Consider the following 14,249-nt stretch of genomic DNA (forward strand, 5'->3'; position numbering starts at 1 on the left):
AATCTCTAACTCAAATTTATAAAAATTCTTTTGTAAACCCTAGCAGAACAAAATAAGGAGTTGCAAAAAACAGGCGGGATGCCAAAACCTTCACCGCATTGACGTTAAGATTTCAGATGGCCGCTGCGTAGACCCTAACCCTGGCCTTCGACAAAAATGACGAGAGCGTAGGATTCAGAAGGCAGCGCATGGCCATCTGTCCCGGCAAACCCTTAACAGTGGATACAGTGGTACTCCACCAGCTCGCCTACCTGGATTGCCCCTGCAGATCGAACAGTAAATCCGTTTCCATTAAGCGCAGGTGCAGCAGGGCACCCGGATGGGAGACATCGAATTGGCAAACCTGAGTAAAGCAGCCACGGGCCTTCTCTGTATTACCCGCACCCAGGCTTCCTTAAAAACTCATGGGTGTACCGCCCGCAAAATACAGGAATCAGTACCGCAGACAATAGCTATCAGACTTTCACCTGGTTATTTTTCCAGCAGGGCATTGACGCACCATAGATAAGGTGCCTGACCATGGTAGTCTCCCGTATGACGGGGCCGGTCATAATAATACTGAAGATCATTTTTCTTATTGGTTCCTACACAGACTTCAGATACAGCACCTTTGCTGTCTATATAAGAAACCATCGCCATCCAGGCTTTCCGGGCAGCAGGACCGTATTGGCGGCTGTCCAGCCAGCCCTTCTTAACGCCTGTTATAAATGCATAGGTAAACATGGCGCTTCCTGATGTCTCTGCCCAGCAATCTGCTTTGTCAATCAGCTGGCCCCACATGCCGTCGGGCCGCTGGTGGTCTTTCAGGCTCTCCATCATTTTGTGATAACCCTTCATGATGACCGGATAGTACGAATGTGATTTGGGTAAATAACGCAGTAATTCGGTGATTCCTGCTGCCATCCAACCATTACCGCGCCCCCAGTAAAATGGCACGTCAGGTGCATGGTAAAATAGCCCGTTAGGACGTTGTAATTCGGTCAGGTACAAAGCCATTTCTTTGGCGGCACGATCGAGATACTGCGGGTCACGGGTGGCCTTATAGGCCTGGGTCTGCAGGATCGTAATCATATACATATCATCGATCCAGAGCCGGGTTTGCCAGCTGTATCCCTTTTCTGCCCAGGCTTTCTGTCCGGAGCCAGCGTTGTCAGGAACCTGCCACTGGCTATTTGCATAGGGAAGTCCCAGGTCGAGATATTCCTTTTTCCGGGTCAGGGACCAAAGACTGAGCGGTAAACTCCCAAACATATTCAGGTCGACATGATTCTTGGGCGGTAGCAATTGCTGCTCTTTGTCGCGCAGTATGCGGAAGCGACGTTGCAGAAATCCGAACAGTCTTTCGTTCCCGGTCAGCCGCGCAAACTCCAGGGCGCCTTTCCAGTAAAATGTTTCGGGATAACTGATCCATTTACCACCATGTAAAGCATGTTTGGCATACACGAAGCGATAAGCGAGCAGGGTACCGATCTCCTCAGGCTGATAGCCTGCCGGAAAATCTTTCAATGAATTTTTCTGCGCCGGCAATAACTGGGTTTGCAGCAATAATAAAACAATAACAAGTTTTTGAAATTTCATATGACATTATTTATCTTAGAAAAACTGTTGGCATGCCAGGTCAGGTCTCCGAAGTCCTGATCTATCCTTTTAGCCGGTACATGCTGAATGCTTTAAAGTAACCTGACTGGTTCTTGTTTCCTTTTGCAATAAGCCCCACCCGGATGGCCCGGTCCCAGGGCGGCATCTGGCTAATATCCGCCGGCTGCCGGTTCAATAACTGAAATGCAGCCTTACCCACCTGAAAGTAAAATTTCACCTGGCTGTTGTCACGCACTTCCAGTTTAAGCTTTATTGAAGATGATGTATGAACTCGCTTTTCAGCCAACAGCGTGGGTTTGCCTTTGGTCACCTGTATCAGTTGCAGGGTATCATTATGAACAGCCGCGTATAAAATATTATTATCATCACCGATCAGTGCGAGACCTGAGGCCGCCGTGGATTTCGAAAGCCATGTCACTGAAGCGCCATAATCCGACCAGCGAATGGCCTGACCGATATGTGCCCCCGCGGGCCTGGGAGAAGCCTCCAGCTCCAGGGTCTGGTGGGCGATTTTATAACGGATGTCCCTGAATATACTCCAATGCCAGCCCGTGGCAAGTTGAACATTGGGAAAATCATCTTTGATCATGGAGGGAACGGTCAGCTTCCCATATTGTGTGTTATTGGAAAAACGGAGCCATCCATCCTTTGTAAACGCAAATTCATTCAACAGTCCCTGGCGACCACCAAAATTCCTGCTTTGGGTACTGTAGCCGTGATAGAGGTAGAAAAATTTGTCGGCGCGCATTACGGGCGTTCCGTGACCCGGGCAAGTCCAGTCAGGGCCATCACTTAAAACCGGATTGCCGGCATATTTCTCCCAGGGCCCCAACAGGTTTCTGGAGCGTGCCACGCCCGTTCCATAACTACAACTGCGGCCACAGCAGGCGGCGCCTGCATACAGGGCATAAAAATAATCTCCGTGGCGGAGTATCGAAACCCCTTCTACCAGGCCTTTTTCCCAGGCCTGATCTGCTCTGAATAACTCCTGCGGCGCACCAATTAATCCCCTGCGATCCTCCCGCATTTTCGCCGCCCAGATGGGCGTCGGTTTGCCTTTGCTGTTTCCATCTTCTTTCCAGATCATGTATAAAACGCCTTTTTCATCACGAACGGCAAAAGCGTCTATAGAACCATCTTCCTGACAGATCAAAGGGCCCAGGTCGGTATAGGGTCCTTCTGGTCGGTCGGCAACTGCCGCAGCGATGCAGAGGCTGCCCCCCTTCTTACGGGCAGTATAATACATATAGACCTTTCCTTTATCATAACTGATCTCCGGAGCCCACATATAATGGTCCACCCAGTCCGGCTTACTGGTAAAAACATGACCTGCTGCCTCCCAATGTATAAGATCTTCGGATTGATAGAGGGGAAAGGCAGGAAACCAGTTGGAAGTAGTCCCCGCAGCCCAGTAACGATCCCCTATACGGACAACTGAGGGATCGGCGTGATCACCGGGCAATACCAATTGTTGCGCACCAGTTGCGCTAAAATGGAAAATCAAAAACAGAACGGCAGCCCATCGAATTCTCATCATATATGCATCTTTAACAGGTGGCCCGTATACCTCGGGTGCCGCCTCCTGAATCATCAGGGTATGTCAGGTAAACAATTAAAATAATCGCCAAAGAAAGCAAAGTACTTATGAATTGCTTGTTCAATATTTTGACGATTCGTATCAATTTAGGTGTTTTTTGCCTGCCGCAGCATTGCTCCGGCCCGGGTTTTCGATTCGAATGCTATATTTTTGAATCAAGAATATGAGATTCCTGCGATTTTCCTGCCTGTTGCTGCCAGCGGCGCTGCTTTTTTCGACAACATTAGCGGGTCAATACTATTTTAAACATTACCGGGTGGATGACGGGCTGGTACACAATTCCGTGACTGCTGTTATCCAGGATCGCACCGGATTGTTATGGATCGGTACCCGGGGCGGACTTAACCGATTTGACGGTTACACTTTTAAAACTTTTGTAAATGCCAAAAATCGCCTGGGCTCAATCGGCAACAATATTATTAACAGTCTGGCAGAAGACCAGAATGGCCTGATCTGGATCGGCACCGGAAAAGGTTTGTTTCAATACAACCCCTATCAGGAAAAATTCTTGCAACCCGATTCCTGTCCTCAGTCTTATACCAGTAACCTGATCATTGATCGCCGGAATAATTTGTGGTTTCTGATCAATTACAGTCTATACCGGTATGACCCGGTCGCCAGACGGATAGAAGCATTGAAGATTTCGGCTTCCTGTATCGCCCTGGACGACAATGACCATTTGTGGATCGGCGAAAACGACGGCACCATATATAGGTACGAACCGAATGCGGGCTCGGAAAATAAGATCAGAATCGTGTCCACTGAGGTCCCGGCCAACTCCCGATCGATCAGTAAAATATATCCGATTGACGACCATCAACTGCTGGTCGGTTGTTTTAAACAGGGACTGAAACTCTACAATACGAAAACGGGTACCGTCCGTGACCTGGTATTAGAAACAGATCATAGCGATATATACGTACGTGATATTACCCGGGGAGAACGGGATCAGTTTTGGATCGCTACTGAATCAGGCATCTATATTTACGACCTGCAATATAACACGCGCAGGCAGTTGAAAAAGCGGGCCGGAGACCCTTATGCGATTGGTGACAATGCCGTTTATACCGTTTGTCGGGACAGACGTGGCAGCATGTGGGCAGGTACTTTTTTCGGTGGCCTCAATTACTACTCTAAGGACAATGCACGTTTCGAAAAATATTATCCGGTGCCGGGTTTTAATTCAATATCCGGTGAAGCCGTTCGGGAAATCTGTGCGGACAATAACGGCCATCTCTGGATCGGGACCGAAGATGCAGGCCTGAACCGGTTGGACCTTTCCACCGGCAATTTCCGGCAATATCGGGCTACGGGAGAACAGGGTGCCATCTCCTATTCCAATATCCATGGCCTGTTGGCCGTAGGTGATCAGCTGTACATTGGTCCATTCCTTCAGGGTCTGGAAATTATGGATATGAAAACCGGCTACATTACGGATCGATTTAAACTGATCGGCTCCGAAGGAGATCAGGTGAGTGACTTTATAATTTCCATCTTCCGGACCCGGGAAGGAAAACTATTGATCGGTACGGCCTACCGGGGATCCGGCCTTTTTGAATTCGATCCCATTCTGAAGACTTTCCGCAGGATCAAAGAGATCCCTTATAACTCCTATGTCTTTGATATCTTTGAGGATTCCCGGGGCAATATCTGGACGGGAAGCGTAACCCAGGGTGTCTACTATTACAATCCCCATACCGGCAAAACCGGCAACTTCCGCTTTGGTCACACCGACAGTAGCAGACCGGTCAATGAATTTGCTGTACACAGTATTTTTGAAGACAGCGATCACAACCTCTGGTTCGCCACAACAGGGGGCGGTTTGATTAAAATGAGCCCTGATTGGAAAACAACCAAAAGATTTACTACTGAGGAAGGACTGCCCACCAACGTATTGTACAGCATCCTGGAAGATGACGCAAAACATCTCTGGATCAGTTCACTCAAGGGACTGGTACGCCTGAACCTGCGTAATGAGCAGATCAGGGTCTATACCCGCGCCAATGGATTGATTACCGATCAGTTTAATTATAATTCTGCCTACAAGCATTCGAATGGCAGGCTGTATTTTGGATCTGTAAAAGGTATGATTGGCTTCGATCCGGCGGCATTCGACCAGAAAGAACCCAGTCCTCCTATGTATATCACAGGTTTTCAGATCAATAATAAAGAAGTATTACCGGACGCAGAAAAAAGCCCGCTGCGAAAATCCATTTTATATACCGATACAATAACCCTTCAATACAATCAGAACAATTTCAGTGTTGAATTTGCCGCCGTTAATTTTTCCGCGCCGGAAGTCACCCGTTACAAATACAGGCTGAACGGATTGGACAAAGAATGGACCTATCTGACCAGCAACCGGAATGCCTATTTTACCGATCTGGCACCGGGCAGATATGAATTCATCGTACAGGCCGAAAGTAATATCGGCACCTGGGAAGGACAAAAAAGAACCTTGTACATTCATATCCTGCCTCCCATCTGGAGAACACGCACGGCGTATGTCTTTTATCTACTGGCATTCCTGGGCCTTTTATATCTCGCCCTTAGGTATTATCATCGTTATCAGGAAAAACGCCAGGCCGGAAAAATGCAGCTTTTTGAACTGGAAAAGGAAAAAGAAATCTATCAGTCCAAAATAGAATTTTTCACCCATATTACGCATGAAATCCAGACACCGCTCACCCTGATATCCGGGCCAATAGAATTGCTTCGCAAAAAATTCGGGGATGATCCTAAAATCAGTAAAAGCCTAAGCATTGCTGAAAAAAACACCCATCGTCTGGTGAGCCTGACGACCCAGTTGCTGGATTTTCGCAAGACAGAAGCCAATCAGTTTAGTCTGAATTTCGTTAAAACAGATATTGGCGCCATCATTACCGATATCGCCGGTGGGTTCCGTCAGCAGGCAGAATCCAAAGGCATCGAAATTGGGATACAACTTCCTGAACTGCCCATAATGGCATTCGTGGACCGCGAAGCATTTATAAAGATAGTGACCAACCTGACTTCCAATGGGGTTAAATATGCCGCGGAAAAAGTCGACCTGCACCTCGATATGGACCAGGAAATGAGGTCCCACTTTAGGATCCGTTTCCATAATGACGGCAAGGCCATTCCGGATGAATTCGCGAAGCAGATTTTTGACCCGTTTGTACGGCTGCGTGCTGCAGATCAGCCAGGTACAGGGATCGGTCTATCTCTTGCCAGATCACTTACAGAGTTGCATAAGGGCACCCTGACACTCCTGTCCGGAAAGCAGGATTTAATTATCTTTGAACTGAAACTTCCGATCCATCAGGAAATTGAATTCCAGTTAGGTAGTTGGAAAAAGATTAATTAGTACAATGGAAACGATTCTTGTTATTGACGATAACGAAGATATCCTGGATTTTCTGTCCGTGGCCCTGGGCGATAACTTTAAAGTACAACTGGCTGCTGATGCGGCCATTGCTCAACAAATACTCAGCAAGGAAATCATTCACTTGATCATTTCGGATATTATGATGCCGGGCATGGACGGGTTTGAACTCTGTTCAACCATTAAGTCCAATGTAGAATACTGTCATATCCCCATCATATTACTAACCTCAAAGAATACCTACCAGGCACATATCGAAGGACTGGAAGTGGGCGCCGACGCCTATATCCAGAAACCTTTTTCACTGGAACTCCTGCAGGTGCAGATCAGCAATCTGCTCAGAAACAGAAGAAAAATAAAAGATCATTTTGCAAGTTCCCCCTTTGACGATGTCCGGGTCATGGCACATTCCAAAACCGATGAAGCTTTTTTAAAAAAACTGGACGATTATATTCATGAAAATATCAAGAATCCGAATATCGATATTGATATGCTGGCCGAGCATATGTTTATGAGCCGAACAACTTTTTACAGAAAAATTAAATCCCTGTCCTCACTATCACCCAAAGAACTCATTGATATTACCCGGCTAAAAAAAGCAGCGGGACTGATTGCAGAAAACGAATACTCGCTCTACGAGATTTCAAAAATGACCGGTTACTCCTCCCAAAGTCTGTTCAGTCGTAATTTTCAAAAGTACTTCAATATGTCTCCGGTCGCTTACTTTAATTCACTACCAAAGGTTTGATAATAGGTTCGGCTCATAGAAACTATGAGCACATCCGATACCTTCTCACAGTCAATTATTCCGCAAACAGACCATTTAGGTCAGACTTAATATATACCAGAAATGGCTTTGCAAATCTGTTCCATACAACGGAACCCACTACCAGTTAATTTTTCCTGATACTATTGCCCAGATAGGGATATTCATAAAACCCCTGATAATGAGGATTCCGGGCCCTGGGATCCTCCAGTTGATCCAGTTTTTTTTGCAGACGGTCCCTCATCACTTGTAATTGTTTTTTATACGGGGCCAGGGATGCCAAATTACGCAGCTGCCCCGGATCTTTGTTTAAATCATAGAGTTCTTCAGCGGGTCTTTTAGCAAAACAAAGCTGATATATGCGATGCAGTTCCTCATTTTTGTCTTTGTTGTCCAATATATAGTTCTTGGTCGGACCGTTATCGCAATCTGCATATCTTCCAACCGTACTCAGGCTTTCTTTCCAGGTACCTGCCGGCCAAAGGTCAGGCTCGTAATTGCGGATATAAAGAAAATCTCTGGTTCTGTAAGCGCGGGAGGGGTATCCGCTTTGGCTGGGTCGTTCCTGAGCCAATGTATGCCGCTCTCGGCCAAAAACGACGTCTGACCGATGTACTGAATCAATCCAACCGCTCTTTTCGGATTGCAACAAGTCCAGAAAGCTTCGTCCGGTCATATCAGCAGGTGGTCGGACTCCGGCAGCTTCGAGAAGTGTAGGTGCAATGTCTGCAAAAGAAATAAAATCCTCCACCTGACGACCGGTCGCCACCACCGATCCCCATCGGACGGCGAAGGGGACACGGACGCCTGAATCGTACAAATTGCCCTTACACCTGGGAAAAGGCATCCCGTGGTCACCCGTCATTATAATAATGGTATTGTCCAATAAACCGCGCCGCTCCAATTCATCTATTGCCTTTCCCACCAGCCGGTCCCAGCGCTGCACCTCAAAATAATAATCAGCCACATCACTACGCACGATGTCCGATTCTGGATAATGATCAAAAAGAAAAACATCTGACAGGTCTATCCCGCTTTTGGCACCCGATCCCTTTACATAAGGCCGGTGGGGGTCAGCGGTGCCCAACCAAAAGAAAAAGGGCTTTTGGCCCGCCTGAGTACTATCTAAAAAATCCCGGAAACTGTTATACCCTTTTCCAGAGGGATGCTTACCATGTGCCGCGATCCAATTGTCCAGACTTCCGGGGCCCCAGGTCTTGGCCTTGGTGCGCCCAATCAGGTAGCCCTGTGCGTTCAGCAGATGGATAAAACTTTGATGCTTTTCAGGCAGGGTGCTCCATAAATTAGCCCCTGACTGCAATTGCCAGTGATATTTCCCGGTTAAAAAAGAATTTCGACTGGGTGTGCATGAAGGGCTGGACACAAAGGCATGTTCAAATAACACTCCTTCTCTTGCCAATCGGTCAAAATTGGGAGTCTTTATTGCTTTGTCACCATAAGCACCGGCAAAGGGCCATCCCCAGTCATCTGCCAGACAGAACAGTATATTGGGGGGCGCTGGTTTCTCCCCGGCAAGAACATAGAATGGAAGCGCAAGTAAGAAGACAAAAACAAACTTCATTTTCGGATAGGTTTTATCGACTGTTTTACAAAAATAATATGACAGGGCCCCGTACGCCGCATAGACCGAACTGGCAAATCTCCGTTTGAATAACAAAGATAGTCACTGCAGGATCCGCAAGGAAATTTTCCTTACAGAGCTGTCAGATTTTCAATAATTCGTCCGCTATATAATCCTGACGAATTCTCTCCTGCTCCAGCCTGCCATTTTGAAACTTTAATATATGATAAGCGGCACGTTCCTTTTCAGTTAACCAGGGCAGCACCGAGGTCTTGTATACGGCATTTTGCTTGCCCAACTCTCCGACATGTAACCGTAATGTATTTTCGTCCATAAACACACTTTGCAAATGAGGGTAATATTCTCGCATGGCATTCAACATTTCATAACCATCCTCGTCCAGATCGCCCCAATACAGTAAGCGTCCCCTGCTGAAAAATGGAATATTACCAAGTCTATGAGTCGCATATCCTCTGCTAAAAATTGCCAGCGCATTCTTTCTCGGAGGAATCAGATACAGATTGGTCTCATTTTCCACCAACCAGACTTCCTGTATATTCCAGTCCACATGTTGCATCGTCTCGTCCGTTATTCCAACCACCTCCATCCCATGCATCAGGTCAAGGGCAAGAGTGGCATCAAGCCATCGCACGGGATAAATATGGGGTTTCCTTCGGACTGACAATGTTTCGCCCAACGACCTGCTTGCGGCCGTAAACCTCTCGGGAGCCAACACTTGCAGTATTCTCAGTATTACGGACTGATGATTTTCCATAAATTTGGAATGAACCGGGACGGGAATGCTACGTAAATAATGAAGGCTTACATCATTTGCCAGCAGATAATCAACTACTTTCTGAATCGATGGCCAAACCTGCTTTAGTTCCCATACCTTCTCCGGGCTATCCAACAGAAAACCCCGAATCTCAGGGCGCCAGTCAACCAGGCTTTGCAGCTGCTGCTTAAACCCTGCGGTTTCCTGCTCCTTATCCAAAAGAAACAGATAATCTGCCTCGGTTTCAACAACAATTTTAGACGCCCAAATTTGTTTACCCAATATTCGGCTGCTCCAGTCTTCCCAGCTGATCGTCCATCCTTTTTGGGGAGCTTTTTTTTCAAATTGCTGGAACATTGCAATCAATGTATGTAGTTCGACAGTGGTCCTGGGCTTACTCTTACCGCCACGAAGTATAAAAGGCGTAAAAGGCTCCCCTGAAATCACGCTTTTCAGATAGCTCTTATAATACTTTCTCAGTTGTTGAAGATAAGCTTCTATCATGCTGTCAATACTACATTTCTATTCGGATAAGGCAAAGCAACCGACTGGGAACTCTCACAAATATAACAGCTTCTCAGAGGGTTGCCGAACCTGCGGTCTCCGAAGTTACGGTTATTGCATGCTTTCTGATATCGCTTTGCAATTCCTTAATCGTCATATTATACATGATACTATGACGATTATTGACTCTTTGAACGAGGTGGACATGGGCGATAAAATCCTGAACGATCTGGATCTTATCACTTGGCGTAACGACCAGCAGCTGTAAGTGCAGCTGTTTGCACAGTTCCATCAGATAAGTAGCTTTATCTTCGTCCTGGTTACTGAAACTTTCATCAACTGCAATAAACCGCAAACTCCTGCTGTTATTGCCTTCCCGTGTTATGCCAAACTGATAAGCAATGGCACTGCATAATATTGTATAGGTCAACTGCGCCTTTTCCCCGCCCGACAACTGTCCCATTTGACGGTAGGTTTTTTTTAATTCATTTGTATTCCGGTATTTCTCATCCGCCCAAAACTCAAACCAGTTACGCACATCCATCACCCTGGCCCGGTACATTTCACTTTCATCCAGACTGTCGATCAAAGGTTGTACTTTCTGGCGAAAATGAAGGGCTTTTTCCTCAAATGCGCTTTGTTGCCAGTTAGCTGCCTGCGGCAGGGCGTCCAGTAATGCTGTTCGGAAAGCCTTAATGGTGGCATCCGCCACAGCTCTTTTTCCCAGCTGGATATAGGTATCCGGTAACCGGTTAAAATTGATGCCGCTTAATGAACTGTTCAGCTTGTCGACACTATAATTAATTTCACGTTCCCATTTCTCCATTTCCTCATTGAGGCCACCGATTTTATAGGTAATGGTATCATTAATAAAGTTTTCGAAATCACGCCGGTACCTGGGAAGATTTTCGGTATTTAGTTTATCCAGCCATTCCTTAAAATCATCTGCATAGATAGCTTCATCTGGCAGGAACTGAACATCACTGTACCAATCCGGAAAACGCTGCAAAATAGCCGGTGGCGGATTTTTGATTTGTCCGATACATCTGTTTAAGACATTTTCCTCCCGGTACAGTCGCTGCTGTATCGTCTGCGCTTGCTTTTCGAGCTGTTCTTTAAACTGCCGGTAGGTTTCCTCCATGGTTTCCAGGCCCACGCCGCCGATCGTACCGGCATGTTGTTGCTGGAACACCAACAATGCATCTTTATCGTTCGCAGTGATATGTTCCAGTAAATTCTGCAAGGCCATTCGTTGCCCCTCCATTGTATCGATACGGTTCTGCAGTAGCGTTTTTTCACCTGTGCAGGTTTCCCGTAGAAGTTCAGTAGCCGCCAGCTGCTCCATTTTTTCATCAAGCTGGGTACGAAGTGCCTGTAGCTGTTTATTGCTTTCACGCAGCTCTTTTATTTGTCCTTCCGTCTGATGCATTTGCCGCTGGACCCCGGCAACATCCAGTACCAGGTATCCTTCGTGCTCCTGAATACGGCTCAAAGCTAAGTACTTACCTTTCAATCTTTCGGAACGGGTCCTGCAGCGTTCTATCCTTTCATTTATGTCATCCAGTTCACCCACCAGACTATGCCGGCGACCCATCAGCAATTCCTTTTTCTGTTCATTATTCCAGCCCATAACATAGCGGCTTGCATCGCGCATCCCCGGCCGGTCATCTTTTTCATGCCGGCTCCTGTTTTTGATAAGCGCATTGAGGGTAATAGCCTTATCATACCGTTCAATTGATTTTTCATCATCCAGGCAGATATAGGAATACTGCTGAACAATTTGTTGTTGAACCCATTCTGACAATGCATGATCCGGATGAAAATCCAATTTATAAAAAACCGTCTGATCCTCGGCCAGAACAGCAATAGGATCCGTCACATGATGGTATATCAGCCGGGTTCCCAGATTGGTTTGATTAATATATCGTGTCACCCGTTTGTAATGCCGGTCAGGCACCAGCAGCCGAAGTGAAAAACCATACAACAGCTTTTCCAAAGCGGGTAGCCAGCCCCGCTCTTCCGCTTTAACCTGCATCAATTCTCCTGCAAAGGGCAGTTCGGTGGTATCCAGTTTTAAATTATCACATAATTCACGACGCAGCCGGACAAGTTGTGCCGGTATATTGCTTTTGCTGTGTAACAATACATTCAGCTCGACCTCAATGCTTTCCTTTTCAGTTAGGGCTTCCCGTTGTCGGTTTTTGGCGTTGAAATCTTCGTCCCGATTGGTTTGGTCCTCCTGGCGCAGTTGATCGCCGGTTCTTTCGGCTTCCTTTCGGATCCGCTTGTAACCAGGCTCATCTGATACGGAAGTTTCCTTAAAATTCAAGACCGTACACCACTCGGTAAACTGCTCCTGATTTCTCGCCGTTTCTTTTTCCCTTGCCTGCAGCTCATGCAACTCCTGCTCGAGTTGTTGCAACCTTTGCCCGGCCTTATTCTGATCTATCTGATTACGAATGATCCGCTCTTCTTCACGCAGGGTCTGCACCTGTTCCTTAATTTCCAGGGAACGGTTATCCAGTTCCCGGAGATCAGTCTGTCCGGATTCCAAAGCCTGTTGTAATAAAAGATCATGCGTGAAACTTTTCCATAATACAGCTGTCTGGATCGTTTGCTCCAAATCCTGTTGCTTTACCTGCAGTTCTTTAAAGGCGCCAAAATGTTCTTCAATGGGCCGGAGTAAACGAATTTGTTCCTCTGCCTTTTCAATATTGCGTTGTGCATCCAATAGCGTGGTTAAATGCTGCTTCAATTCCTGAAACTGAGACTCCATGTCCTTGGGTTCCAGCATATGCTTTCGTATGAAATCGTCCAGATTGCCCAGCACTTTAATACCCACAGTCTGGTTAAATAACGTAAGCGCCTGGATACTTTGCATGCCCAATACTGACACCATCCGGTTCGCATACCGGCTCGCCGCATCAAACCATTCCACATGCTTACGACTGCCTTTATTGTATTGCTGGTCCAAACGCTTTCGCCAGATATTCCCCAGATCAAAAGGCTTAAAGTCCGTTTCGATATGCAGACTTTTATGGGCAATACCAAAGACTTTCTTCATTTCTCCCTTGGTAAAATAGCGCACCTGAAAAAGGGTTACTTCCTGCATGGCTTCGTTGGCAAAATTCACCAATAAAATACTGTAGGCAGTTTCCTTATTTTCACGCAGGTACAATGTCTTTGTAACACCACTTTCGCTATTGATGGTGCCAAAACCTCCCATAACATAGGACTCTTCCGTACGATCGCCTTTCTTTTCACTGCCGCTGCTCTGGTTATAAAAACGATGCCTTTTTTCAGGCACAATCAACGTAAGTAATGCATCCACAAAGGTTGTTTTACCGCTGCCATTTGCACCGGTCAACAAACTCGTTTCTCCTCCGGGGCTAATACGATATATCTGTTCATCAAATGTCCCCCAGTTCAATACCTCCATGTATTGCAACCGAAATCCACTTTTTACACTGTCTGTACTAAATACGCTTAGTTGCATATGCGGTTAGTTGCTGTTTAAAATCTTCTAACACCTCACTGTCTACACGTGCTTTAATGATCTTTTTTATCCGAAACTTCTGCTCATCGGCCAGATCATGGTGTTCTAAACGGTCCAGGAATCCATTTTCTTCAGCACGGTCAATCAGCCGGTCAATATCCTTTAACATTTTTACGCGGCTGGCATTTTCCTTGAAAAAAAGTTCGGCATACTCCTTTATTTCCCTTCGTTTCTTGATCAATTCACGATAGGTAGCATCCCCCACTTCAAATTCTGCCATCATATCACGCAATAAGACCAACATCACACTTTCGTCATAAGTCAGCCCTCGTCGCTGTATCCAGCTTACACTCATCGCGTCTTCTTCCAGAACCGTATGTTTAATATATGCATAACCATCCTGTTCGTCCAAGACCAGTGTCAGACCCAAATGTTGCAAAAAAACGATAAGCTCTGCTTTGTATTGTAACAGTTTATCCCAGGTACTTTTTTCCAGATACTCAACGGGTCCCCTTAAGAGTTTAATGAAAACAGGTGTAAATAAATGAATTTTATCTGTCATCTTT

8 protein-coding genes are annotated in these 14,249 nt (G+C 46.3%); 2 read left to right on the plus strand and 6 right to left on the minus strand.

From position 1 onward, the window contains the following. Positions 1–471 precede the first annotated feature (471 nt). Both ACYVI9_RS14020 and ACYVI9_RS14025 read right to left on the minus strand, forming a co-directional pair. Entirely contained in the window at positions 472–1,578 is a 1,107-nt protein-coding gene (locus ACYVI9_RS14020) for a glycoside hydrolase family 88/105 protein (RefSeq protein WP_460765446.1), read from the minus strand. Between the two features lie 61 nt (positions 1,579–1,639). Further along, positions 1,640–3,136, minus strand: coding sequence for a glycoside hydrolase family 43 protein (locus ACYVI9_RS14025; protein ID WP_460765448.1), 1,497 nt, complete (start codon positions 3,134–3,136; stop codon positions 1,640–1,642). 223 nt (positions 3,137–3,359) lie between these two features. Between ACYVI9_RS14025 and ACYVI9_RS14030 the strand changes: the two genes are divergently transcribed. Next, complete coding sequence (locus ACYVI9_RS14030; RefSeq protein WP_460765450.1) at positions 3,360–6,542, plus strand: ligand-binding sensor domain-containing protein; 3,183 nt, start codon at positions 3,360–3,362, stop codon at positions 6,540–6,542. 4 nt (positions 6,543–6,546) lie between these two features. Further along, on the plus strand, positions 6,547–7,308 hold the full coding sequence (locus ACYVI9_RS14035; protein ID WP_460765452.1) for a response regulator transcription factor: 762 nt from the start codon (positions 6,547–6,549) through the stop codon (positions 7,306–7,308). 145 nt (positions 7,309–7,453) lie between these two features. On the opposite strand, the gene ACYVI9_RS14040 is transcribed toward ACYVI9_RS14035, so the two are convergent. The 4 genes from ACYVI9_RS14040 to ACYVI9_RS14055 all read right to left on the minus strand — a co-directional run bounded on the left by ACYVI9_RS14040 (position 7,454) and on the right by ACYVI9_RS14055 (position 14,245). Beyond that, positions 7,454–8,908, minus strand: coding sequence for a sulfatase family protein (locus ACYVI9_RS14040; RefSeq protein WP_460765454.1), 1,455 nt, complete (start codon positions 8,906–8,908; stop codon positions 7,454–7,456). 142 nt (positions 8,909–9,050) lie between these two features. Further along, complete coding sequence (locus ACYVI9_RS14045; protein ID WP_460765456.1) at positions 9,051–10,187, minus strand: Wadjet anti-phage system protein JetD domain-containing protein; 1,137 nt, start codon at positions 10,185–10,187, stop codon at positions 9,051–9,053. Positions 10,188–10,260: 73 nt separating this feature from the next. Further along, entirely contained in the window at positions 10,261–13,683 is a 3,423-nt protein-coding gene (locus ACYVI9_RS14050; protein ID WP_460765458.1) for an ATP-binding protein, read from the minus strand. Continuing rightward, on the minus strand, positions 13,664–14,245 hold the full coding sequence (locus ACYVI9_RS14055; protein ID WP_460765460.1) for a DUF4194 domain-containing protein: 582 nt from the start codon (positions 14,243–14,245) through the stop codon (positions 13,664–13,666). Before ACYVI9_RS14055 ends, ACYVI9_RS14050 begins: the two co-directional genes overlap by 20 nt. Positions 14,246–14,249: the final 4 nt, after the last annotated feature.

It is taken from the genome of Niabella terrae (assembly GCF_054783135.1).

Excerpts from the sequence above, each read along its gene's own strand:
- ACYVI9_RS14020 (WP_460765446.1), bottom strand. The coding sequence starts at position 1,578 with ATGAAATTTCAAAAACTTGTTATTGTTTTATTATTGCTGCAAACCCAG.
- ACYVI9_RS14025 (WP_460765448.1), bottom strand. The coding sequence starts at position 3,136 with ATGATGAGAATTCGATGGGCTGCCGTTCTGTTTTTGATTTTCCATTTT.
- ACYVI9_RS14030 (WP_460765450.1), top strand. The coding sequence starts at position 3,360 with ATGAGATTCCTGCGATTTTCCTGCCTGTTGCTGCCAGCGGCGCTGCTT.
- ACYVI9_RS14035 (WP_460765452.1), top strand. The coding sequence starts at position 6,547 with ATGGAAACGATTCTTGTTATTGACGATAACGAAGATATCCTGGATTTT.
- ACYVI9_RS14040 (WP_460765454.1), bottom strand. The coding sequence starts at position 8,908 with ATGAAGTTTGTTTTTGTCTTCTTACTTGCGCTTCCATTCTATGTTCTT.
- ACYVI9_RS14045 (WP_460765456.1), bottom strand. The coding sequence starts at position 10,187 with ATGATAGAAGCTTATCTTCAACAACTGAGAAAGTATTATAAGAGCTAT.
- ACYVI9_RS14050 (WP_460765458.1), bottom strand. The coding sequence starts at position 13,683 with ATGCAACTAAGCGTATTTAGTACAGACAGTGTAAAAAGTGGATTTCGG.
- ACYVI9_RS14055 (WP_460765460.1), bottom strand. The coding sequence starts at position 14,245 with ATGACAGATAAAATTCATTTATTTACACCTGTTTTCATTAAACTCTTA.